At 60.8% G+C, this 21,975-nt stretch carries 26 protein-coding genes and 2 pseudogenes; 8 read left to right on the forward strand and 20 right to left on the reverse strand.

The window, feature by feature from the left end; genetic code table 11:
* Positions 1-14 precede the first annotated feature (14 nt).
* The 14 genes from ACFRJ9_RS06945 to ACFRJ9_RS07010 all read right to left on the reverse strand — a co-directional run bounded on the left by ACFRJ9_RS06945 (position 15) and on the right by ACFRJ9_RS07010 (position 10,808).
* Complete coding sequence (locus ACFRJ9_RS06945) at positions 15-1,028, reverse strand: hydroxyacid dehydrogenase (RefSeq protein WP_377665821.1); 1,014 nt, start codon at positions 1,026-1,028, stop codon at positions 15-17.
* A complete protein-coding gene (locus tag ACFRJ9_RS06950) occupies positions 1,025-1,936 on the reverse strand; it encodes a carbohydrate ABC transporter permease (protein WP_377665823.1) in 912 nt (303 codons plus the stop codon). The genes ACFRJ9_RS06945 and ACFRJ9_RS06950 overlap by 4 nt, the downstream gene beginning before the upstream one ends.
* Positions 1,933-2,892, reverse strand: coding sequence for a carbohydrate ABC transporter permease (locus tag ACFRJ9_RS06955; protein ID WP_377665825.1), 960 nt, complete (start codon positions 2,890-2,892; stop codon positions 1,933-1,935). The genes ACFRJ9_RS06950 and ACFRJ9_RS06955 overlap by 4 nt, the downstream gene beginning before the upstream one ends.
* 60 nt (positions 2,893-2,952) lie before the next feature.
* Complete coding sequence (locus ACFRJ9_RS06960; RefSeq protein WP_377665827.1) at positions 2,953-4,266, reverse strand: ABC transporter substrate-binding protein; 1,314 nt, start codon at positions 4,264-4,266, stop codon at positions 2,953-2,955.
* 197 nt (positions 4,267-4,463) lie between these two features.
* Complete coding sequence (locus ACFRJ9_RS06965; protein WP_377665829.1) at positions 4,464-5,567, reverse strand: substrate-binding domain-containing protein; 1,104 nt, start codon at positions 5,565-5,567, stop codon at positions 4,464-4,466.
* A 79-nt stretch (positions 5,568-5,646) separates the two neighbouring features.
* The gene (locus ACFRJ9_RS06970; protein ID WP_377665831.1) at positions 5,647-5,982 is read right to left on the reverse strand and encodes a hypothetical protein; all 336 of its coding nucleotides are present in this window, start codon (positions 5,980-5,982) and stop codon (positions 5,647-5,649) included.
* Complete coding sequence (locus tag ACFRJ9_RS06975; protein WP_377665833.1) at positions 5,979-6,584, reverse strand: Asp23/Gls24 family envelope stress response protein; 606 nt, start codon at positions 6,582-6,584, stop codon at positions 5,979-5,981. Before ACFRJ9_RS06975 ends, ACFRJ9_RS06970 begins: the two co-directional genes overlap by 4 nt.
* Positions 6,581-7,165, reverse strand: a complete 585-nt coding sequence (locus ACFRJ9_RS06980) for an RNA polymerase sigma factor (protein WP_377665835.1) — start codon at positions 7,163-7,165, stop codon at positions 6,581-6,583. The genes ACFRJ9_RS06975 and ACFRJ9_RS06980 overlap by 4 nt, the downstream gene beginning before the upstream one ends.
* A 45-nt stretch (positions 7,166-7,210) precedes the next feature.
* Positions 7,211-7,816 (reverse strand): hypothetical protein, encoded by a 606-nt coding sequence (locus ACFRJ9_RS06985; RefSeq protein WP_377665837.1) that lies wholly within the window; start codon positions 7,814-7,816, stop codon positions 7,211-7,213.
* Positions 7,813-8,394: a hypothetical protein gene (locus tag ACFRJ9_RS06990; protein WP_377665839.1), complete on the reverse strand. Its 582-nt coding sequence runs from the start codon at positions 8,392-8,394 to the stop codon at positions 7,813-7,815. Before ACFRJ9_RS06990 ends, ACFRJ9_RS06985 begins: the two co-directional genes overlap by 4 nt.
* Positions 8,391-8,756 (reverse strand): hypothetical protein, encoded by a 366-nt coding sequence (locus tag ACFRJ9_RS06995; protein WP_377665841.1) that lies wholly within the window; start codon positions 8,754-8,756, stop codon positions 8,391-8,393. Before ACFRJ9_RS06995 ends, ACFRJ9_RS06990 begins: the two co-directional genes overlap by 4 nt.
* 11 nt (positions 8,757-8,767) lie before the next feature.
* On the reverse strand, positions 8,768-8,959 hold the full coding sequence (locus ACFRJ9_RS07000; RefSeq protein ID WP_377665843.1) for a DUF2273 domain-containing protein: 192 nt from the start codon (positions 8,957-8,959) through the stop codon (positions 8,768-8,770).
* The gene (locus ACFRJ9_RS07005) at positions 8,956-9,435 is read right to left on the reverse strand and encodes an Asp23/Gls24 family envelope stress response protein (protein ID WP_377665845.1); all 480 of its coding nucleotides are present in this window, start codon (positions 9,433-9,435) and stop codon (positions 8,956-8,958) included. Before ACFRJ9_RS07005 ends, ACFRJ9_RS07000 begins: the two co-directional genes overlap by 4 nt.
* Positions 9,436-9,593: 158 nt before the next feature.
* Positions 9,594-10,808, reverse strand: coding sequence for an FAD-dependent monooxygenase (locus ACFRJ9_RS07010; RefSeq protein WP_377665847.1), 1,215 nt, complete (start codon positions 10,806-10,808; stop codon positions 9,594-9,596).
* A gap of 20 nt (positions 10,809-10,828) precedes the next feature.
* On the opposite strand from ACFRJ9_RS07010, the gene ACFRJ9_RS07015 reads away from it, so the two are divergent.
* The 3 genes from ACFRJ9_RS07015 (at position 10,829) to ACFRJ9_RS07025 (ending at position 12,811) form a co-directional block, all read left to right on the forward strand.
* Entirely contained in the window at positions 10,829-11,284 is a 456-nt protein-coding gene (locus ACFRJ9_RS07015; protein ID WP_377665849.1) for a TetR/AcrR family transcriptional regulator C-terminal domain-containing protein, read from the forward strand.
* Positions 11,285-11,890: 606 nt separating this feature from the next.
* A complete protein-coding gene (locus ACFRJ9_RS07020; protein ID WP_377665851.1) occupies positions 11,891-12,529 on the forward strand; it encodes a hypothetical protein in 639 nt (212 codons plus the stop codon).
* A 27-nt stretch (positions 12,530-12,556) separates the two neighbouring features.
* Positions 12,557-12,811 carry a hypothetical protein gene (locus tag ACFRJ9_RS07025; protein WP_377665853.1) on the forward strand — a complete coding sequence of 85 codons (255 nt, stop codon included), beginning with the start codon at positions 12,557-12,559 and terminating at the stop codon, positions 12,809-12,811.
* A 1,024-nt stretch (positions 12,812-13,835) separates the two neighbouring features.
* Here ACFRJ9_RS07025 and ACFRJ9_RS07030 read toward each other — a convergent pair.
* The 3 genes from ACFRJ9_RS07030 to ACFRJ9_RS07040 form a co-directional block, all read right to left on the reverse strand.
* Positions 13,836-14,780, reverse strand: coding sequence for a hypothetical protein (locus ACFRJ9_RS07030; protein ID WP_377665855.1), 945 nt, complete (start codon positions 14,778-14,780; stop codon positions 13,836-13,838).
* 136 nt (positions 14,781-14,916) lie between these two features.
* On the reverse strand, positions 14,917-15,219 hold the full coding sequence (locus ACFRJ9_RS07035) for a hypothetical protein (RefSeq protein WP_377665857.1): 303 nt from the start codon (positions 15,217-15,219) through the stop codon (positions 14,917-14,919).
* A 117-nt stretch (positions 15,220-15,336) separates the two neighbouring features.
* Positions 15,337-15,732, reverse strand: coding sequence for a barstar family protein (locus ACFRJ9_RS07040; protein WP_377665859.1), 396 nt, complete (start codon positions 15,730-15,732; stop codon positions 15,337-15,339).
* A gap of 386 nt (positions 15,733-16,118) precedes the next feature.
* On the opposite strand from ACFRJ9_RS07040, the gene ACFRJ9_RS07045 reads away from it, so the two are divergent.
* The 3 genes from ACFRJ9_RS07045 to ACFRJ9_RS07055 all read left to right on the forward strand — a co-directional run bounded on the left by ACFRJ9_RS07045 (position 16,119) and on the right by ACFRJ9_RS07055 (position 18,008).
* Entirely contained in the window at positions 16,119-16,550 is a 432-nt protein-coding gene (locus ACFRJ9_RS07045) for a hypothetical protein (protein WP_377665861.1), read from the forward strand.
* A 249-nt stretch (positions 16,551-16,799) separates the two neighbouring features.
* Entirely contained in the window at positions 16,800-17,369 is a 570-nt protein-coding gene (locus ACFRJ9_RS07050; RefSeq protein ID WP_377665863.1) for a hypothetical protein, read from the forward strand.
* Positions 17,370-17,702: 333 nt separating this feature from the next.
* Positions 17,703-18,008, forward strand: coding sequence for a tudor domain-containing protein (locus ACFRJ9_RS07055; protein ID WP_377665865.1), 306 nt, complete (start codon positions 17,703-17,705; stop codon positions 18,006-18,008).
* Between the two features lie 38 nt (positions 18,009-18,046).
* On the opposite strand, the gene ACFRJ9_RS07060 is transcribed toward ACFRJ9_RS07055, so the two are convergent.
* The 3 genes from ACFRJ9_RS07060 to ACFRJ9_RS07070 all read right to left on the reverse strand — a co-directional run bounded on the left by ACFRJ9_RS07060 (position 18,047) and on the right by ACFRJ9_RS07070 (position 20,536).
* Positions 18,047-18,826, reverse strand: coding sequence for a DUF4145 domain-containing protein (locus ACFRJ9_RS07060; RefSeq protein WP_377665867.1), 780 nt, complete (start codon positions 18,824-18,826; stop codon positions 18,047-18,049).
* A gap of 348 nt (positions 18,827-19,174) precedes the next feature.
* Entirely contained in the window at positions 19,175-19,753 is a 579-nt protein-coding gene (locus ACFRJ9_RS07065; protein WP_377665869.1) for a tetratricopeptide repeat protein, read from the reverse strand.
* 33 nt (positions 19,754-19,786) lie between these two features.
* Positions 19,787-20,536, reverse strand: coding sequence for a hypothetical protein (locus ACFRJ9_RS07070; RefSeq protein ID WP_377665871.1), 750 nt, complete (start codon positions 20,534-20,536; stop codon positions 19,787-19,789).
* A gap of 112 nt (positions 20,537-20,648) precedes the next feature.
* On the opposite strand from ACFRJ9_RS07070, the pseudogene ACFRJ9_RS07075 reads away from it, so the two are divergent.
* A pseudogene (locus tag ACFRJ9_RS07075) lies at positions 20,649-20,819 on the forward strand (DNA methyltransferase); the annotation flags it as partial.
* Positions 20,820-20,965: 146 nt separating this feature from the next.
* A pseudogene (locus ACFRJ9_RS07080) lies at positions 20,966-21,688 on the forward strand (AAA family ATPase); the annotation flags it as partial.
* Between the last annotated feature and the right edge of the window lie 287 nt (positions 21,689-21,975).

Genomic DNA, 21,975 nt, shown 5'->3' on the forward strand with positions numbered 1-21,975 from the left:
ATGCCGAACCGTTGCTACGCCGTGAAGGCCAAGTCTTCCACTTTCACCCGGAACCGCAACGCTTCACCACGGGACAGCCGCAACGCCTCATCCACGGCGCTCGCAGCCATCCGTTCAAGTTCATTGCCCAGCGACCCGGCAACATGCGGGGTCAGCAGCACGTTCGGGTGGGTGTAGAACCTGGACTCGGCGGGCAGCACCCACGGCGTGGTGACGTCCAGGATCGCGTAAAGATCGCCTCGTTCAACCCGGTTGAGGAGCGCCTCCTGGTCCACCAGTTCGCCGCGGGACGTATTGATGAACGTGGCGCCAGGCCGCATCCGGCGGATCTGTCCGGCATCAATGAGGTTCTTCGTTGAGGGCAACGACGGCGCGTGGAGGCTGACGACGTCGCTGCTCGCCACAAGCTCGTCCAGGGTCACCAGCCCGACGCCAAGGGCCGCAGCCTCGGCGGGGGACAGGTAGGGGTCCGACACAACAACGTCCAGGTCATAGGGAGCAAGCAGGCGAATGACATGCCGGCCGATCTTTGACGCGCCGATGATGCCCACACGCTTGCGGTAGTTTCCCATGTCCGGGAAAAGCTGTTCAGCCAGGACGTCGGTCCGGGTCGTGTGCAGTGCGCGCGCGATTTGGAGGACGCGCTTGTTGGCCAGGACGATCATGGCCACCGTGTACTCCGCCACCGGTATGGCGTTCGCGTCGGCGGCCGAGCTGATCTGGATCCCGCGTTCCCAGCAGGCGTCGCCGATGTGGTGTTTCACGCTGCCGGCAGCGTGCAGGACGTAGCGCAGGTTCGGTGCCGCGTCGAGGACAGCGTCGTCGATGACAGGGCAGCCCCAGCCGGTGATGAGGATGTCCGCTTTCTGCAACAGGGCACGTCCATCAGGCGACTCGAAGTCCTGGATGGGCTCCCGGCCCAGCAACGTCAATGCGGGTTCCAAAGGGTCCAGGCTTCGCGGGGGGAAGACGGCGCGGGCGGTGTGGGCCGGCATGGCCAGGGCGACGTTCAATTTGTCAGTGGTCACTTGACGCTCCCTGCTGTTAGGCCGGATTTCCAGAACCTCTGCAGCATGATGAACGCCAGCAGCAGCGGAATGATTGAGAGCAGGGATCCTGTGATGACCATGGGCGTGAATTCGGGTTGGGGGATGGAGTAGCCCTGCCAGATGGAGATGCCGACGCTGACGGGCAGGAGTTGCTGGTCTTGGAGCATCACCAAGGGGAGCATGAAGTTGTTCCAGACGCCTACGAACTGGAACAGGGCGATGGTGACGTAGCCGGGCATCATCATGGGCAGGCCCAGGGAGAAGAAGGACCGGATGGGCCCTGCCCCGTCCACGCGGGCAGCTTCGAGGGTTTCAGCGGGCACGTAGGCGGCCGAGTAGACCCTCGCCAGATATACGCCGAAGGGGTTGCAGAGTACCGGGATGAGGATGGCCCACATGGTGTTGGTGATGCCGAAGACGGAGGCCAGGAGGTACATCGGCAACACCGTGGCCGTGTTGGGAATCAGCACACCCACCAGCACGAAGCCGAAGAACGAGTCCTTGCCGCGGAACTGGAACTTGTCGAACGCGTATCCGGCCATGACGGAGATGAGCCCGCCGAAGATAGCGCCGAACGCGGCATAGAACATGGAGTTGGCCATCCAGCGGAAGAACACTCCGCCGTCCTGGGTCACCACGGCAACCACGTTGTCCAGGAAGGCCGGCTGGCCGAAGGCGTAGGCCCCGGTGGAGTAGAGGTCCGCCGCGTTCTTGGTGGAGGCGAAGAACAGCCACAGCACGGGGAGGACCATGTAGGCGGATCCCAGGATCAGCAGCCCATTCACAGTGAAGGCGCTGGCGAAGCCGCCGCTGCGCACCGTGCGGCGCCGCTTGGAGGGTTCGTCCGGAAGCGGAGTCCTCGGACGGGACATCGTTGAGGTGCTCATGCTTTGTTCATCCTTGAGCTGAAGCGGGTGACGGCCCAGGACAGTACGGCCGCCATGAGCGCGATGATGATGGAGGCGGCAGCGGCCTGGTTGAGGTTGTGGCGGTTGAATGCGGCGTCGTAGGCCCACATGTTGGGCACCCAGGTGCTGGTGACGGATGCGGTCGCCTTGGAAATGATGGACGGTTCGGTGAACAGCTGGAGTGTGCCGATCACCGTGAAGAGCATGATGACGCTCAACGCCGGGAGGATCAGCGGCAGCTTGATGCTGAACGCCGCCCGGATTTCGCCAGCGCCGTCAACGCGCGCCGCTTCCAGCACTTCCCGCGATACGGCTTGCAGGGCCGTGAACAGGATGATCACGTTGTAGCCGGTCCACTCCCACACCGCGATGTTCACAATGGACGGCAGGATCAGGTGGTTGTCCAGGAAGTTCAGCGAAATGCCGCCGGTTTCCAGGACTGACACTATCGGGCTGACTCCAGGCGTGTAGAGGTAGGCCCAGATCAGGGCCGCGATCACGCCGGGCACTGCATGGGGGAGGAAGACCAGGAGTTGGAACAGTTTCCGTGCTCGGGCTACGGCGGCGTCCAAGAGGAGCGCGAACGCCAGGGCACCGCCCACCATGCACGGGATGTAGAGCAGGCAGTACATGGCGAGCCGTCCGATACCGCCTACGAAGCTCTCCGACTGCAGGACCTGGAAGTAGTTCTCCAAGCCAACGAACGAGGTCTTGGCCTCGCCGAATCCCAACCCGGATTTCTGCTGGGCGAAGAAGCTCAGCACGATCGAGTAGGCAACGGGGGCCACCATCGCGAGGGTGAAGACGGCGAAGAAGGGGGTCAGGAACAGTGCGGCGGTGCGCCCGCCGGTTCCGGACATGGCCTGGGTTTTGCGGGCCTTTGACGGGCGGGCCGCTTTAGTGGGGGCGGCTTTGCGGGGTATCTGGGTGACCATGATTAATCTCCTCGCTGGCGGGGCGGCTTCGATGACACGAAACCGCCCCGCCGTGCGGGCCTACTCCTTGACGGAGAGACCGTTCTGCTTGAGTCCGGCCACTGTCGCTGTCTGGGCGGTGTCCACTGCTTCGAGGACCTTGCCGCCGGTGGTCAGCTTGGCGTAGGCGTCTTTGAGCGCGGTGTTGGTGATGTCCCAGTTGGGTCCCCAGTGCCAGCCCGGGGTGATGGAGGAGTAGGCCTTATCGAAGACCGAGTAGATGTCGTTGCCGAAGTAGCTGGCGTCGAACGCTTTCTGCGCCACCGGCGTCAGGCCCGGGAACGCGAGGAAGGCGGAACCGGTGTTGCCGCGCGCCTTGATGGCTTCCTGGTTGGTGGCAAGGAATTCGATGAACTTGGCGGCCGCGGCCGGGTTCTTGCTGCTCTTGGTGATGTTGAAGCTGGAGCCGCCGTAGAACGCGTCCGCAGGAGTACCCCAGTTGGGAACCTCCGCGGCGATCCACTGGCCCTTCTGGCCGCTGGCTTCCGTACGCTTCTGGATGCCGGTTGCGCTCCAGTTCGCGCCAAGGACACCCACGACGGCGCCACTCGCCAGATCGGCGGACCATTCGTCACTGAAGGACTGCTGGACCTTGACGATCTTTTGGTCGATCAGCTTCTGCCAGTAGCTGGCCACCTTCTGCGTGGCTTCATCGTTCACGCCCACCTTCCAGCTGTCGCCTTCGGTGCCGAACCACTTGGCGCCGGCCTGCCAGGACAAGGCTGCGGTGAGGGCGGCTTCGTTGGGGTTGAAGCTGGCGAGGTGGGCTTCCGGAGCAACAGCCTTGAGCTTCTTGCCGGCTTCTTCGAATTCGTCCCAGGTCTTGGGAACCCCGACGCCGGCCTTGTCCAGCATGTCTTTGCGGTACCACATGATCATGGGGGCGGCATCGTAGGGGAGGGCGTAGGTCTTGTCGCCGAACTGAACCAGGGCCTTGGTCTCATCGGTGAGTTTGTCCACGGTTTCGGCCTTGTTGATGAGCCCGTCGAGGGGCTGGACCTGGCCATTGCTGACGAACTGGGGGAGCTGCGGGTATTCGATGGTGGCAACGTCCGGGCCGTTGCCCGCAGTGATGGCCGTGGAGAGTTTGGCATAACCGCCGGCGCCGCCGTTGGGAATGGTCTCGAAGGTGACTTTGATCTTGCTCTGGCTGGCATTGAAAGCCGCAGCAACTTTGTCCATCCCGGCCATGGATGACCAGAAGGTGACCGTACCGCTGGGGTCTTCGGTGGGTGTCGGGGCGGGGTTGGCGGCCGGGGAGCTGCCACAGCCGGTGATGAGGGCAGTGCTGGCCATGAGGCTGACTGCTCCAAGCAGAAGCTGGCGACGCTTCATTCTGTTCTCCTTTGAAGTTCACGATGCGAAGTCGTGGTGTGCTCTGGGGGCACCTTTGGACTACGCACCATGAAATCCACAAAAGTGAACATCATCAACAAAGTGAACAGAAGTAAACAGCCGCTGAGTGCGCCGAGATGACATTTAATGCCAATGGTGCGGCCAAACATTGGCATTAAATGCCACCTCGGCGGGCCCTACACCTGTGTCGAGTCCCTGACCACCAGCGCCGGAGACAAGTTGACCCGCTGAAGCGCGGCGGTGCTTCCGCGCCTGCCCCCGATCCTGTTCAGGCACATGACCAAGGCTTGATGGCCGACGTCGTATTTCGGCGGTGCCACAGCCGTAAGGGGCACTGCGCCCAGGGCGGCGATTTCGTCGTCGTAAGAGATGATCGCGAAGTCCTCCGGTACGCGGATCTGCCGCTCCTGGCAGGCGCTAGCGAACTGGAGGGCGTCCTCGTCGGTGTGGACGATCGCGGCTGTTACCTGCGATTCCTTGCACCACTCCAGCGTCCCGTCCACCAGAACGCGATGGGCCTGCGGATCGTTCTGCGCGCGGGACATGGTGCGGACCATTGAGTCGTCCCGGGCGTGGCCGGCGCGTTGCATTGCCACGTGGAAACCATCCATCAGTTGCGACGCCGTGGGGCTGTTCTCCCGCAGGCACAGGGCAATCTTCCGGTGGCCCAGGGCCAGCAGGTGGTTGACGGCGATCTCCGAACCGCGGACGTGGTCGCTCCGCACTGACTCGAGCCTGCCGTGGTCGAGGGCGTCGTCGATGGACCGCTCCACCACCACCACCGGAACCTCCGCTTGGGCCAGCAGCTCCAGCGTCTCGGTGCCGGCCAGTGACTGCTCGCTCGGTGTCACGAGGATTCCGTCAACCCCATGGTCGTAAAGCCGGCGCAATTGCCGCCGCTCCTCCGGGCCTGAGTAGTTGGAGACGCCCAGAACCAGCCGCACGCCAGCCTCCTGCGCTGCGGCTTCGGCCCCGCGGATCACTCCGGGAAAGTAGTACGACGCCGACGGTACGATCATGCCGATCGTCGCCAACGGGCGCTTCCCGCCGGGACGCCACGACGTTGACTGCTGTGCATGGGGACTGGCCGCCACCCGGCCTGGCATGGACACCGCGCCACCGTGCACCCGTTCCACCAAGCCCTGCTCGGCGAGTATCGCAAGATCACGCCTGACGGTCATCCCGGAGATCCCCAACTTGGCGGCAAAGTCGCTGGCGTTGAGGGAACCATGGAGGGCGAGTTCCCTCAGGATGAGCTGTTGACGATCTTCGGACAGCATGCGGTCTCCGCCTATCAAGTTCACTTGTGTTCAGTTTGTTCATTATGAACCAGAACAGGGCGGACACGGTCAGTATGTCCTAGGTGCCGATCTTCACCACCGAGACGTCGACGGCGGCGGCCCGGGGAAGGAGGTAGCTCCGGACTGCGTCGGCTACTTCGCGGCACGCCGCGGGTGCCGGGCGGGACGTGCCCACCCCGATCCGGACTTTGACTGCCAAGGTATCCCCGTCGTCTACGCCAACCAGAGGGATCGGGTCACCGGTGACGGCGGACAAGGCGGCGCCGGCGATGGACTGCCACATCGGTTGGGCCGGAAATACGGAGGTCACTCCGTCCACGGCAAGGACGACTCCGAGCAGCTCTTCGGCCAATGCGCCCGGCTGAAGGACGCCTGGCTCCAAGGACTCTGTCATGGCTGCTCCTCAGTGATGGACGGGGATATGGGCCGGGGTGGCTCCAGAACGTCAGTGACTGTGATGTTGATGGCTTCAATGGTCATTTCAGTCTGAACCGCCAGGGTCTTCGCCAGTTCCTGTCGCAGGGTGGCGGCGCGTTCTTCCAGGGAGTGCCCGTAGACCACTGCCAATTCCACCTCCACGGTCACCCCGGCCATAGGCGTGGTGATGTCGCCGAGCAATCGGCATTTACCGGCTGCAGTACCCGGCAGGGAATCGGCGACGGAGCGGATCAGGGCGGAGACGGCGCCTTCTGTTTCCCACAGTGTGTCGTGGGGGTTGTTGGACAGCAGGGGGATGCTCCGGCCCGGCCGTAGCTCGAGGCGCAGATTGTCCAGGATGGTCTGCATCCAGTCGTCGTTCCCGGAGCCGGCCTCTGCCACGTCCGATTGGAGCAAGTCATTGCCCAACTCGGAGAGCCTGCGCAGGGAAGCAAGGCCCGCCTGGCATTCAGGGCAGGCTTGGAGGTGGCCGGGATCATCGAACTGCCCGGTGTCCAGGTAGGCGCTGAGTTCGGCCAGGCTGTGCCCGCAGTCCAGGGTGTCGCTGGGTCTGGTCATCGCCATTCCTCCATTGTGCGTGCAAGGGTGATCCTTGCCCGGGCCAGCCGCCCGCGGACGCTGGCCGGGCTGATATTCAACGTCAGTGCGATCTCCTCGTAGCTTTGGTCACCGAATTCCTTGAGCACCCAACAGCGGCGTTGTTCCTCCGGGAGTCCGGCCAGCGCTGCTTTGAGTGCATCCATGCGCGAGGTGTTGAGGGCCTGACCCTCGGGGTCTTTCGATCGCGGGACGGGGTTGTGGTCCGCGGCGTTCTCCACAGCCTCGAGGTCCGCATGGTTGCGGCGCCTACGGAGGTGGTCGATGCTCCGGGTGCCGACAATCCGGAGCAACCAGCCCTTGACCGCTGCAGGGTCACGGAGGGTGTCCAGTTGCTTCCATGCCTGCACCAGGGTTTCCTGGAGGACGTCGTCGGCGTCCACCAACGAGCCTGTGAGCCGACGGGCCGTGGCCCGCATCAGCGGGCCATGGCGCCGGGCGAGCGCTTCGAAGGCCGCGGTATCGCCATCGGCGGCCCGGCCGGCCAGCAGGGCATCCGGCACAAGGTCGAGTTGATGGGGTGCCCGGGGCGAACCAGTCACGTTTCCTGCCTTCCAGGTGCCCTGTTCAGGACCGCCTTGCCACTCTTAGCGGGCACGCCGCGATCCGGACATCCGGGTTCGGGTGCCGCTGGTGATTCGGACCAGTACGGGCAGTGGATGGCCCAACCAGGCGTCGATTTCCTGGATGAGTTTGTCGGCGGTGGCCGTGAGTTCCCGGGGCGAGGCGCCTTTGCGGGCCTCTATGCGAAGCCGGAGGGCGGTTCCGCGCCGGGATTCCCATGCTGAGACCGAGGTTGCCAGTACCTCGCTGTTTCCGCTCAGGGCCTCCTGGAGCGCGGCCGCGATCAGTCCGACATCCACCACGGTTTGTCCGCGGTTTCCGTCGGCTTCCTGTGCCAGGCGCGGCGTGCGGCCTCCGCCTTGGGACGCCATCCACGCCACACACAGTCCGGCGGCCAGCAGCAATGCGGCGATTCCGGCCACTGCCCACCAACTCCGGACCGGGTCAGGCAGGGGCGCGGTGCCCAGGAGGTTCCGGGCCCGATCTGCCAGGGAGGTACCCGTGGCTGCCCAGGTCGCCGCCGCCCCGGGCATTGTTCCGGCAGCGGCAACGGCGGCTCCGGCGCCCAGGAAGGCGATGCCCAGGATGGTGAGCAGGACACGGTTGAGTGCCCGGTTGGTCCTTCTCATTGCCCCACCACTCCTTGGTTCGTTACCCGGACGCTGGACGTCAACCGGCGGTTGGGCGCATAGGCGGCCAGTTCGCCGTCGACCGCTGTTGTGATTGTTTCAAGCTCAAGCGGAACGCCCGACGTCGGACGGACGTGGACGCGTACGGACCGTCCGCCGACAGTGGTGGTCACCTGCCCGGGGGCCAGGTTCGCGGCCAGCCGGGAGGTGCTGGACACCGCCGCGGCAATGACGTCGTCGTCAACGACGACTGCGCTGCGGTCACTCGCCAAGGCGCGACGTGAGCGGCGCCCGGCGCCCACGCCCGAACCGAGCAGCAGCAGGCCCACTATCCCGAGGCCTATGCCGGCGGCAGTCAATCCGGCCGGAACTGTGGTGGCGGGAAGGTCCTTGAGCCAGCCAAGCATCTGGGCGGGACCGGCCAACAGTGGCTTGTCCTTGAGCAGCCAGAGGGTTGACTCCAGGGCCAGCCACAGGAATACGACCGTCAGGACAGCCGCTGCCACGGTGGCCGGAAGAGCCCGTGAGGAGTGGGTTTCCCTGCGGATAAGACGCTTGGTTGTCCGGTCCTCTTTCACGCCACCCTCCTCTGCTGTAACTGATCCTGCTTGGCTCCGGTGAGCCTGATGTCCACCCGTCCCAGCTCCATGCCGGTGAGTTTCAAGCCTTGCTCCACGATTTCCGTTCGCGCGGCCTGTGCCCGCTCGAAGACCGTGCCGGTGACCTGCCTGGGTCCCAGGAGCGGCGGGATGGCCAACTGAACGGAAACCCGTACCCCCAGCTTGCCGGAGTCGTCGTCCAACTCGGCCGCTACGTTGACGGCGGGGACCTTGAAGGCCTGCGCGGTGATGGTTTCCACGGTCCTCCGCAGCGCTGTCCGGGTGATCCGGGTATGCCCGGACCGGGGCACGGTTGTGCGGGTCTCGGTTCCGGGGGTCATGGTTGCGGGGTTCATGAGGAGGAGCGCTTGCCCCGCAGGGCATCCAGCACCCCGCCCAGGTCAAGCTTGCCTTCTGACGTCCTGCCCAACACCGCCCCGATTCCCATGAACAGGGCGGTGAGCAGAAGACCCCAGAATCCGAAGGCCAACGCCATTACGGCCAGCACGGCTCCTGCGGCCATGCCGGTGACTGTGGGGCTCATGCCACCCTCGGCTCACGCCCGGCGTCGTCATTGTTGTCGTCCTCGGACGGAACGTGGATGTCCGTGATGGTGATGTTGACCTCGGTGACTTCCATTCCCACCAGGTCTTCGATTGCCGTGTAGACGGCATCCCGGGCGTTGTCCGCGACTTCCTGGAGCGGGTGCGGGTACTCCACCACCAAGGTGACATCCACGGCAACCTGGGTTTGGCCGACCTCTACGCTGACGCCCTGCGTCAGGTCCTTTTGGCCCACCTTTTCGCGAAGATTTCCCAAGGCGCGGGCCGCGCCGCCGCCCAGTGCGTGGACTCCGGCGATTTCCTGGATGGCGATGCCGGCAATCTTGGCCACGACGCCGTCGGCCACTGTGGTGGCTCCGCGGCCATCCTTGCCCTTGTCCTGTGCGGGAGCCGGGGAGGTGGCGGCCGAGGTGTTCTTTGCGGGGACGTCTGCGGGGGTGTGGGTCTGGATCGTCATGGCAATCACTCCTGTCCGTTGGGTGCGGCGCTCTCTTTTGCGCCGTCATGAATAGGACGTGCCCGGGAGCGAATTCCTCACGGTCCAATTTATGTGAGCTGCATCACGATGGTGGTCGGTTTGGCTTGAGCTACATTCACCTCGGATCCGGTTGGTTCCTATGTCCGGGGCTCCAGAAGGAGCTCTCGGTAATCAGGCAGGTCGATGCCATTGATGGTCCGGAGTGTCTTTCGCATCATTAGCGACTTGCCGGGAAGGTGCGGCAGTGCGCGGAACATTTGCTGCTGCAGCCAGATCGTAAAATGGCTTTGCGGTATGAGGTGTTTGGCGTTGTCTGCACCCATCTTTTGCGTTGCCGTTACGTAGTCCCTCATCCTGGTCTCGTACCGGGCGAACGCTGTGGCGTGGTTGCCGTCTGCTCGGGTCAGTTCTCCTGCGAGGATGTAAGCGCCGACTATGGCCAAGGTCGTGCCTTGTCCTGAGGTTGGTGAGGGGCAGAACGCAGCGTCACCGAGGAGCGCAATCCTGCCAGCTGACCAGGTGGGCATGTGTACCTGGCTGCAGGAGTCAAAGTAGAAGTCATCCGCGCCATCCATCTGGTCAAGGAGCCACGGTACTTCCCATGCCATGTGGCCAGTTTGCTTGCGAAGGAGCGCCTTCTGCGATGCGACGTCGCGGTGGTCGTAGTCGGAACGGTCACCGCGAATGCTAATTGCCGCCATCGCTTCGTGGTTGTTCCTAATGCTACGGATCCCGGCTGAACAGTTTGGCTCGACGTAGCCGAGCATCCAACTGTCCAGCTTGAGGTGGTTCGGCACGGTGAACAGTCCGGTCAGGAAGCCAAGATCATGCACGTATCGCTGCTCTGGACCAAAGACAAGCGACCGCACACCGGAGTGCAGCCCATCGGCTCCAATCACGATGTCGAATGAGTCCCTTCGCCCGCTTGAAAATAGGACCACGGCCTTGTCTTGTGTCTGCTCGATGCTCACGATTTGATCGTCAAAAAGGTAATCGGCCCGGTCCTTCGTGGCCTCGTACAGGACAGAGGCGAGGTCACCGCGGAGGATTTCGATCTCGGCGATCGGGCCATCGCCGTCGAACATGTCGGCCCGGAGCTGTGCGCGTTCCTTGTTGTCCTTATCCACCAAGGACATCCCCTGGGTCTGCGTGCGTGATGCCCGCACTTGGGTGTCGAGGTCGATTCTGCGCAAGACCTCTTTTCCGGGGCCGCGAATATCAACGGCCTGCCCACCAGGGCGTAACTGCGGCGCCTTTTCAACAACGGTCACGGCGTATCCGTAGCTGAGAAGGCAGTGTGCCAGCACCGGCCCGGCGATGCTTGCCCCTGAAATCAACACGTGCGTGGTCACTCTGATCTCCCATCTGAACAATGGACTTGGAGGCGCCCCGGCGGGAGGTCACTTGGGAAGCGTGGCTCGCGGACTATATGCGGTCCCTTCGGCACACGTTGCTTCGCCACAGGGACGGCGCGGGCGTGTTTGCAGGAACCTACGTAAACCATCCGGCGATGGCGCGGTCCTCGGAATTGATCCTGAGGACGAGGCAGGACGCGGGCTTCGCGTTGCACGATGCCGCGAGCGGCGTTTCCGCGCTGACTCATTACGTCTTAAGTTTCTGCATCGAAGAACAATCCCGTGTGGGCGCCGACTACTCCGATGACAACCCGTATCAATCGGGGCGCATCGTTGAGAGGATCGACGCGCAGCGTTACCCGCTCACAGCGCAACTTATGCGGGAAACTGCGAACAGCACGCAAGAACTCGAATTCGAGGACGGTATGCGCGTAATCCTCAACGGCATCCGCGCCGCCTACCAAACCTCGTAAGCAGTGAGTGACCGTAAACAAAAGCCACCGTGCACACGGAGTATGCACGGCGGCCGGCTGGAGGTTGGGTGCAGGGCTTTCAGGAATAGGTGCCCCAGGTAGATCCAATCGTCTGCTGATGATTTGTCGGTGGCAATCCGATTTAGGCAGTGGGCAATCGGCACATCCTCAAAGGGGGGGGCGACAGGTGAGGAACGGAGTGGTTCTCCCACGCTGCAATAACGCCGTGGCGGCTTCCCGGCTTTTCCATGTCAGCCCAGATGTCACGCCCGGCCTCTGGTCCGCGCACGTTCCCGAAGTCCCCGGCTCCGGGCCAAACTTTCCAGGCACTGTTCAACCCCGCCTCTAGTGTGGGGATCTAAGGTGTGAGTGGGTTCTGATTACTTGGTGCGCCTAGAGGAATATTCGCGGCCGTCTTGTTCTACAGGCAGTTCTTGGCCGATGCTCCCAAGCTTGTACTCTTATCCAAGCTGACAGCCGTCAGGACAGCCCTCGAACCTCTTTGGGAAACAAATGAACAAGAACGCTCTGCGCGCTTTCGCCGCGTCCGGTCTCCTGGTTATGGGACTTACTGCGTGTGGCGGCGGAAGTAGTTCCACTGAGACGGTGACTGCTCCGGGCAGCGAGACAGCGACGCCTACCAAAGTAGTCTTCAAGTCATACACAAAAGCAGAGCTTGGTCAGATCGTGGACGAGGTTCGGGACTCCAATGACGTACGCCTTCTGGTGATGCCGGACGATCGTCTTCAGGACACACTCAAGCAAGTGAATGAGGTTATAACCAACAGCACCGTGGAGCCGGCCGCGTGCGCAGAATTCGCAGTGGGAGGCGGCGCCCTGCTGGAAGAAGGAGCAACGATGAGCATCGGCGCGTCGGCCAGTTCGACTGCGCAATCATTGGTCTTGCTGACCTTGGTCTCCGGGGTGCCCGAGGACAAAGTAAAAGCGTTGATGGATGGCAAATCCACCAATGTGGCTTCTTGTGAAACCATGCAGGCAACGATCATGGGACAGAGCGTCGAAGCAAGCACGAAGAGCGTGCCGACTTCTGCCAAGACCGAAGGGGCACTGGCGTATAAGACATCAGCTATTGCTCCGGGAGGCGGTTCGCAGGATCAGCTGATCCTAACTGCCGCTAAAGGCGGCGTAGTCCTGATAAGCCAGTCATCTGGTACGACAGTCCAGGACTCTGATCTTCCCAAACTTGAGTCCATGCTGGACCAAGCCGCTGCGCTCATCAAGTAACGATCAAACGCTGAGATTAAGGAAGAAGTGGGACATCTGAACAAGCCGGTGTTCGTTGCCCTAGTCGCGGCAGTTGCCACGCTCATTGTGGCCTCAGCGTCTTGGCTCACGCTGCTGGTCATGCGCGGAGAAGCACCAAATCCGCTAGTGGTGGGAGCCCTGTCACTTGTGGGGCCACTGGTTGGCGTCTTTGCGGGTTCCAAGTTTTGGGACGATCGGGAGACAATGCGTCAGCGCATTGCCCAGAACGGCAAAAACATTCAGGTAAATTCCGTGGACTAGTGTTTCTGTGGCAGGGGCCGGTTCCGTCCCTGCCACAGTCGCCCGGTGAGGGATCGCGGATTCCAGCGGTCATTGCAACAGGAGATTTTCGATCAGTTCGATCGATTTCTTGAACTCTAGTCTTTTGCGTGGTCGGTCGTTGAGTTCCTGGGCGACCCAGTCGATCTTCGATTTTGGGGAACATATGCTTCGGATGTGCAGAGCGGGAATGTCAATCTTATTTGGGCCCACTCCGCCCTGGGATCACAGCTTTATCGGAGACCACGCGGAGTGCCCTTGGAACATCACCGGACACGGGTACTGATGCGGTCGTTCCCACAACCGTTGGGGGAAACGATGAATAATCACGCTCGCCCTGTTGTTGGCGCCTTCCTGCTCTGCGTAGGGTGGCTGTCCGCTTCTGGCTGCGCGCAGCCGGGTGAGTCAGCTTGTGCGGCACCGTCGCCAGTCCTTACCGGCGCATCTAGACCCGCTACCGAATCTGCACCTCCCCCGACAGCTTCGCCGAGCCCTTCACCTTCTGACACTTGCTTGGATCACACACAAATATCTAGATGACACTCACCTGAATAGCGGCGATAAATGACGGTGTTCTCAGAGCGCTACTTGGCGCATGCCGCAGTCCGCCAGGTTATCGGCTTGCGGGACACCAGGTGCTGCGTCTCGGAGTACGGTCGGTAGATGCGAACAGTACTCATTGATCCGCGGGATCAGACCACACAGGTCGATGATCCGACCTACAGGGTGTACTTCTGGGCTGACGATGGCGGAGCTAAAGAAGAGTGGGAGCTTTCAGGAGCAGACCTTCACGAGGTACTCAAATGGATACCCTCCCAAGCCAAAGGCCGATCGTACAGCCTCTGGGCAACTACGCGATCCCCGGGCGACGTTTGTCTTATCCGCCTGCAAGGTATCGATCTGGACGCGGACGCCGGATCTTGGCCCTCCTGGGCTCAACAAACGTACGGCTAGCGCACGCTGACCCATCCTGTAACGGGCGCTGGACTTCGGCTGCTCAAGAGAGCTATGGGTTCCAGTTGGGTTCGGTATCGGTTGTTCCGTGCAGGGCTTTCAGGAAAAGGTACCCCAGATATATCCAATCGTCTGCTGAGGCTTTGTCGTCGGCAATGCGATTCAGGCAGTGGGCGATCGGCACATCCTCAAAGGCTGGCGACAAGTGAGGAGCGGAGTGGTCCTCCCACGCAGCAACAACGCCGCGGCGGCTTCCCGACTTTTCCATACCAGCCCAGATGTCCGGCCCGGCCTCTGGACCGTGCACGTTCCCGAAATCCCCGGCTCGGGGCCAAGACTTCCAGGCACTGTTCAAAGCCGCCTCTAGTGCGATCCTTTCGCTGGGCAGTCGTACCACGCCGTAGGCCAGGACACCTAGCGCCAAGCCTTCAGCTATCTGTCTGGTCTGTTGACGCTTTGCCACGGGTCCCACACCAGCGACATGCCCCTCTGCCTGCCCCGCCACTTCGGGCAGAGCCACAGTCGGCTCCAGTTGCGGGCGCACCGGCACCCTCCAGCTGGCCGGCTGAGGGAACAGCGGTCTTGTCCACTCCACGTCGCGTTCCGGAGACTCGGCTGTCGAAGTCCCATTCTCGGGCCACGTTCTACTGCCACCCAACTTGCGTTGGATGGCCCTGAGAATCCTTATCGTTTCGTCATCTTGATAGCCGGTGACGATGGACCAGTCCAGCCCAGCACCAACAGTGCTACTAACGAAAACAATCTCTGTGGCCAGCAGGGCCCTGCGCCAATCAGCCTTCGTCAAGGACCGGCCGGCGTGGATGAACGCAGCAATTCGCTCGCCTTCAGCAAACAAATCATCAACGCCGCCAAAGCCCATAGCCAAGGCCATGGCCTCCGTGGGCGCCGCCGGCCCAGCCCATTCCATGAGTCCTCGACGGAGGACCTCACGCTCATCCTCATCGAGGTCGAACTGAACCCGATCATGCGCTTTCACAGCTCACCCTCCATCACCTCGACATACAGGAGCCACAGTAAACCCGCAACAAGTCCCGGCGCGCGTCAGCGGCTGCCCAGAGCCCTCAACCCACAAGGAGACGTCCGGTAAAGGATCCCTTACCGGACGCCTTCGCTTAGCTCACCAGCTTGTGGCCAGTAGCTCGCAGAACGTCCCCTAACCAGACGAGAGCGTAAGAAATGGCTCGTTCGGGATCTGCCGCGACCCTTCTGATGTTGTCCAGGGATTCTGTGATCTGACCAATGGTGAGTTCGGTCGGCTGGTCATAGACGTCGTAGATCGCATCAGGTGGGATCGACCAGAAATAGTCCACACCCACGTCTATGGTCGAGCCATGGCGTTCCTCGACGTGTCGCATCAGGACATCGAACACCTCCCGCAATTCCTGGGTTGTGAAGCTCGTTGGATGGTCGGTCATTGAGGTCCTTCGTTCATCCACAAATCTTCGGCGAGCTGTGGGTCTTTAGATCGAACAAGCATGACACCAATCGTCCTGGACCATGATGTGAGCTCGTATGGCCCGGTGAAGGATCCTTCACCGGGCGGGGACTTCACGGAAATTCCAAGCCACAGGAATACCTCCAACAGGCGGGTTCTCCAGCACTGAGTCCCCGGTTCTGACCAGGCACATCATGCGATGACCAAATAGAGCCGCGTAAGTTGCCTGCCGCGCGAAGATCTCTAGCAGGCGATGGGCTGTAGGCGCATCCTTTTCCTTGAAGGTTTCATACCCGTCGATCACGAGAACTAGCCCCGTGTCCGTTGGGGTCCAGCCATAGGTTTGAACGGCTACGTCTCTGAGGCAATCATCGAGAGCAGCCAGGTTCGAGCCGTCCGCCCAGATAGCTATACGACCTATAGCTGCTTCCCCCTCGGCGGAAGTACCGACCCATTTCCGGTGCTCGTGTATTTCTATTGCATCTTTTCCCACGCCCGTCAGCCTATGCGGGCCGCGGTGGCAGCTGCCGCTACAGGGGGTGCCCGTGAGCAATGTCTCGAAAACCTAAAGGTTCTGGGCGTTCAAAGGATCGGGCCCGCATTGGGCGGAGCTCCATGACTCTGCTATTTCTGAGGATGTCGTTCAGGCGAGTCAGCTTCCCGCAGGAAACAAGTAGACCAAGTTTGATCAGGTTCGCGCATTAACGGAGGTCGCATAGCGTGTGCTGGCGGCCCCAAACAGGCGGTATAGCTCTGACGTGGCGAGGACTCATCGCGGGAGTAAGGCTAGCATGCTGTATAGGGGCGGGCTGCACGAGATGCCAGGCCTGCCATAGGAAGGCGCAATGACAGCGTTCTTTGAGTTCGGAAGGTGGGAGCGTGGTGGATGAGGCCCGTTCAAGGGAGCGGTTGCCTTCCGTGCCGAAACAGATGGCTAAGGATTTTCGCTCCTGGCATGTTTGGAATAGCGATAAGGCGGTGTACCGGGAGATCTATACCCGGACCGTATCTGGCTTGATAATCGCCGTTGTTGCCTATTTCTTTGTGGCACTTGGCACGTCGATGAATCTTGATCCGATCGGCTATTTTGCGTGGGCGGTGTCTGGAGTTTCGGCCCTATTTATTTCCTTTGGCACCTATCGGTTCGTCCGTTCCTCGATCTCGCGAATACAGCAAAAGATAAATGGGGCTAGCGAAATGGAGATTTTGGCTCTCTCCCGGAGGATGCGTAGGGAAGCCGTAGGCATCCGAGTTGCGCTGGCGATGGGCTTAATCACCTACGTCGCAGGAGTCTTCTTGTTGTCGCGTTAAGGGCTTAGGGCAACGAGGTCTTTCGGGCGCTCAATCCGAGTTGGTGGCCTGGGCGCTCGGTGGGGAATACATCGGAGAGCTCCACGAGTCGACCTGACCCAATCCCGATTGCCAGTATTGGTTATCAATGCTCAGGCACCTGTACTTGCAGGCTTGTTGATCCCTACTTCAAGGAGCCCGGCGGTGATGGGCCGTGACTCACGAATGCACGGCACTGGCCGGTGCAAGCTCAGTTGACATACTTGCTAGATGATCGATTGGCCTAACGCTCTCACTGGATTCTGCTTCGGTGTCGTAACAACCCTCATGTTCTGGATCCCGGACCGGATTCGAGCCACACGCCAACGCCACGCAGAACTGTGGGAGTCGTGGAAAGTGGCCATGAAGGAGATCGAGCTGCTGACGTGGAAGCCGGAGACTCGCAACAGGGATATCTACATCGCACGTACCCGGTACCCCATCGATCTGTGGCGAACTCTTCTCAAGGAACGGGAGGGGTTTCATCTTCTTGAACAATTGGAGATGGCGTACTCAACTGTGGAGCACTTCGCTGAGAAGCGGTCCACCAAACCTCCGACGGCAAGTTATCTGGAGTTCGAGCAGGCAGAGACTTTCTGGAACGACTCCCGCATAGCCTTCGCCAATTACTCCCGAGGGGCCCAATCCAAGGGATACTCAGAACTCGTCCAGCGGGAACAGCGCAGACAGTTCAGGCGCGATTTCCTCCGCAACCCCATACGCGCTGTTCGGGAGTCCCGTTCCAGAGCCAAGCAGCTAAAGACTTTCGCCGCCGAGTACCGGTCAGCTGGCATTAGCTGATGGATTCCAGGAGCCATTAAACCCTGAATGAACTTAGGGACGCCGCGGCAGCATCCAATGGGTCTTCGACAAAATCCTCCTGCCGGCACTGCGAAGCCGACCGGTAACCAAGTAGGTTGCGGTCCGCAACTATTTTGGTTGCAGCGGGGCCGGGCGGCCCACCATAAACTCAAACGGCCGAACATGCTAAGAACCGCGGGAACGATGGCCGTTGATCGTGGTGTGCCTGTCTATTGTCGTAGGCCCGTGCCACACTTCCTGTCAGGAAAACCTGACAGGAATGCAAGGCGCGTGGGCTGGACATCTAGCGACATCTTTGAATGGAAGGGCATGATGCAAAACCATATTGAGGACTTGGCCCTGGCGTGGGCCGAGCGGGACCCGCTCGAAAGCTGGATGCTCGCTGCCCCTGACGCGCGACCGATCTCGCAAGAAACGCTGCGCGAAGTCGTGAGTGACTACCTCAGCTCACACGAACCCTTCCCGGACGGTACGCGCGTCGAAGTGCGTCGCGGCGACGACGAGGGCTGGGAGCCGGCCACCATCATCGATCGGCCGGGCACCGACGAATGGACCGTCGAGTACGACGACGGCACACAAGCGTGGCGAGATCACTCCGAGCTACGCCCGAACCCCTAACAGTGGATTCCGCAATTCGAGCCGACCAGGGCTCATGGCTATTCCTCCAAGAGTCCCTGATCGCGGAGTAGTTGGGCTGGCATTTCGTATTCGTGCCGGATCAGGTGCCGGACGAACTTGCCAAGGCCCGTGGCTTCCGCTTCGGTGACGTCGTCATAGTCCTCCGGGTGGGCTCCTTCGTTGCCGAGTTGGTTGAGGTGATCAGCCCAGTCCCACAGTGAGCGATGAAGGTCTCCGTCGTTTTTCATGTGTTTCAGTGCTGACTTGAGGTGTCGTTCATTCTGGGCTTTCTCGCTGCCCTTGTCTTTAACAAATAAGTGAAGTGCAGAGCGGAACATGACTGCCGCTGCGCGGTATGCCCCTACCGTCAACGACCGCATTCCCTCGTCATAGGCGGAAGCAACTCCCTCATTGACTTGAGTGTCGAGAATGCCAGCACCGGGCACAGGCCACCACATTAGTCCTTGACCCAGGTTGTCCGTGACTACGACCGTGCCTTTTTTGCAACCGTGGCATGTTAGGACGGCGACCCTGCAGTCGGCATAAGCCATTTGGGACGTGCGAGCCACGGAGAGGTCCACGCTGGTCGTTACCTCGAAGTTGGAGACCCTTCCGCACCATGGACAAGGGCCTGTCGGGTCGGCACGCGTAGGAAGAGTATCGGGGTTCGCTCGTTTTTCGGCCATGGACAGATTCTTCCAGAGCGATAGAGATTCATGAGTTCGTGCCTGGGCAGCAACGCTCAGGCGCGGGGATCGCATTACGGACGCCGCGCTCATCGCCATTGATCCGGAGACAGTACCGCCGTGGATGACCATCTCGGGATACAGGGAATGTCTTAGAAAAGTAAAGGTTTACGAGTCTCCGATGGTCGCCGTGACGCAATGCCGATTCGGACCGGAAATCTCTGATTCCAAATGTCTCGCTAACTCATCTCATCGCGCTGTGTCTCAGAAGAACCGCGCATAGGTGTTTATGAGCAGAACGGTCGGATGAGGCTACTTGGGAACATAAGGGTCAGCACAGCTGCCCAGGAGGCGCAGTTGTCGCTGGATGCGCTCTTGTCAGTTGGTCTGCAGAAGGACGTCTTCGCGGATGTCACATCCGCTAGCCGGGCCGCAGTGGAGCGGCTTGAGCAGCTAATGCTCACTGAACTGATGGATCGACTACTGAACCATCTGTATCACCGCGCCGATTGCCAAAGCCAAAAAGAAGATGATGACAAGTCCGAACACGATCACTTGCGCAATCCAAGGGGGCTGCCCACCGCCTCCGCCAGGTACGTTCTTATATCGGTGGTGAAATGGCTTATCGACAAAGATCTTGGGGCCAGCGTTCACCGGTGACCGCCCTCTGGGCGAACGCGGAGGCCGAGCGTGGGGAGCATCCATGAGCGGGTCCTGGCCTGTGAGATATTTTAGCTTTTCACGGGCTTTGGTCATCCCAGGATTTAATCGATACGCCGTCCGATAGGCGCTGATAGCTTCCGGTAATTTATTGAGTCGCTCTGCTGCGAGCCCAATGTAAAAGAATGTCAGGGGATCGTCTCTTTTCAGCACCGATGCGTGCTTGAAATAGTTAAGAGATTCACTGAAGCGCTTGAAGCGCAGTTGTATAACCCCGAGAAGAAACCAGACATCAGGGTCCTGAGGGCTAGTTCCAGCAGCATTGCTCAAAGCGTATAGAGCCGCATTCGGATCGGCATCCATCATTTGTCGTATTCTGTCCTTGTTCACCTTGTCCATAATTCAAGCCCTTTCAGATGGACGCCAGGACTTCTAATGGTCTCCTCCGTCTCCGTAGTCACCATCAATCGGTCCAGAAGAGTCGAATGCGCCGTCGCCATCGGAATCAAAGGCGCCAGGCTCATCCGGATCAGGGCCATACCCCTGGCCATCAGGCGGTCCAGAAGAGTCGGGGGTGCCGTCGCCATCGGAATCAAAGGCGCCAGGCTCATCCGGATCTTGGCCATACCCTGGGCCATCGGCCATCGACATCTCTACGTCCAAGGCCGCCTCTGCTTGAGCTAAATCGTGGCTTGCATCGAGAAATTCCTGAACACTATTTTGGCTGGCTTCAAGAGCTGTACTTACATCGGCGATGGCTTGATCAATCTGACTAGCGTAATGGCTAAGATTGTCCTCTTTGGAGTCATAGTATGAATCAATTGCCACATGGGCGCCTGCTAGGGAGGCGGCTGCGACGGCACCCGCTCCGATTGCAGCGGCCATAGGAGAACCCAAAGCAGCGACGACAGCCCCTCCCGCTAGTCCGATTGGTGGCGCGTTCTGCTGTGCAACAGTCGATGCCGCTTGCGTGATGGCCTGGGCGGAAGCAAGTGCGGCCGTAACGGCGGTCAGAACGGCGCTTGCCGCGCCTACCGCTTCAGGGCCGGCCTGTAATAACTGGCTGAGTCCGGAAAGTGCTTCCTGTACTTTGGCCGATGTAGCCGCCACGGCCTGACTAGCCTGCGTATAGTCTCGGCGTTCTCGGCTGTAGGCGTTGTGTGCGGTGGGGTAGTCCGACATCCTGTTGCTCCTCGTCGAAGTCCGGTCTCACAAGGAGCGGCTTCTTTGTCCTAGAACAAGGTGTACACCCTGTTTAGGAAACAAGAAATAGGCTTTTCCAGGGAAGATTCTTGTGGAGGTTGAACACCTTATTGGCATTGTTGTAGATGTTCATGATTGTCTGCTGGAGCGGATTATCCACATCGCAACCAACCCCGGGGAGCTGGTCGTCGATATTTTCGGCGGTAGCGGGACGACGGCGACGACCGCGCACAAGATGCGCCGACGCTGGATCCTGGCGGAGCGAAATACGCAGAACGTGTTGGACTTCATCGCGCCCCGCCTTGATCGCGTGATCTCCGGTTCTGATGCTGGCGGAATCACTTTAGAGATGTCGCGGCAGGGCGGCGGCAGCTACGAGGTAGTCCATGTCTCGCCGCGCTCGGCACACTCACCGCACCGCCCGGGTGCGGTGCAAAGAAGCTCGCCACTCGCGCCGGAGACCACTACGCAGCAGTGGACGAATGGGATGCCTGGCAAGCCACGCTCACCGAGGAAGCCCAACCCGTCCCGCAAAGAATCCTTGACGCGCGGACTGCCTTCTACACACCCACAGTCGCGGCGACCGTGCGGCAGATCGACCAGGGAATACCCACTGCCTGCCAGCAGATCTCCTACGCAGTGGACTACGCCGAACACGGAGTCATAGACCCCTTCCTGCACACCGAATCCCGATCCAGCGCACACACCCAACTCCTCATCATCGACGAAGCCGACCGCCTCAAAGCCACAGGCCTGGAACAAGTGCGGGACTACTACGACCGCCACACCATGGGAGTAATCCTCATCGGCATGCCCGGAATCGAAAAACGGCTTGCCCGTTACCCCCAGCTCTACAGCCGAATCGGGTTCGCCCACGAATTCCGGCCACTGACCACCGACGAGCTCACGGCAGTACTCTCGCAACGGATCCCTTCAGGCCCCCAAAACCCGGATGAAAACCTCGGATACACGGCAGCAGTCGCGACAATCGCCAGAATAACGGGCGGCAATTTCCGACTCGTCGACAGGCTCCTAACCCAAGTACACCGCATCCAAACACTCAACCATGTCGACGCGCTAACCCCCGAGGTCGTCGACGCAGCCAGAGAAACACTCCTGATCGGCCACTAAGCTCGACAAGTTCGAAGCCAAATAGCGCTGCGGTTCACAATCGAGGGATTCCGCCCGGGATGGGGTCTCGTTAAGACGTCTTGCCGTGAACTGTCTCAGCAATGGCGGGGGAGGGGGTTTCCGAGCGGGGCACGCAAGGGGATCCTTTGCCGGACAGCGTCGCGCATGGTTTTCGGGCGTCCTTCTTCGGAGTCGCTCCGAAGTATGGCGGGTCAAGAATCGGTGAGGGCTTGGGAGTGGGCTGATTCGTTCTGGTGGTGTTAGCTGCACGGTCTTGTCTTGCTTTT

Origin of the sequence: Paenarthrobacter sp. NPDC056912 (genome assembly GCF_042786555.1) — a bacterium.
Lineage (GTDB): Bacteria > Actinomycetota > Actinomycetes > Actinomycetales > Micrococcaceae > Arthrobacter.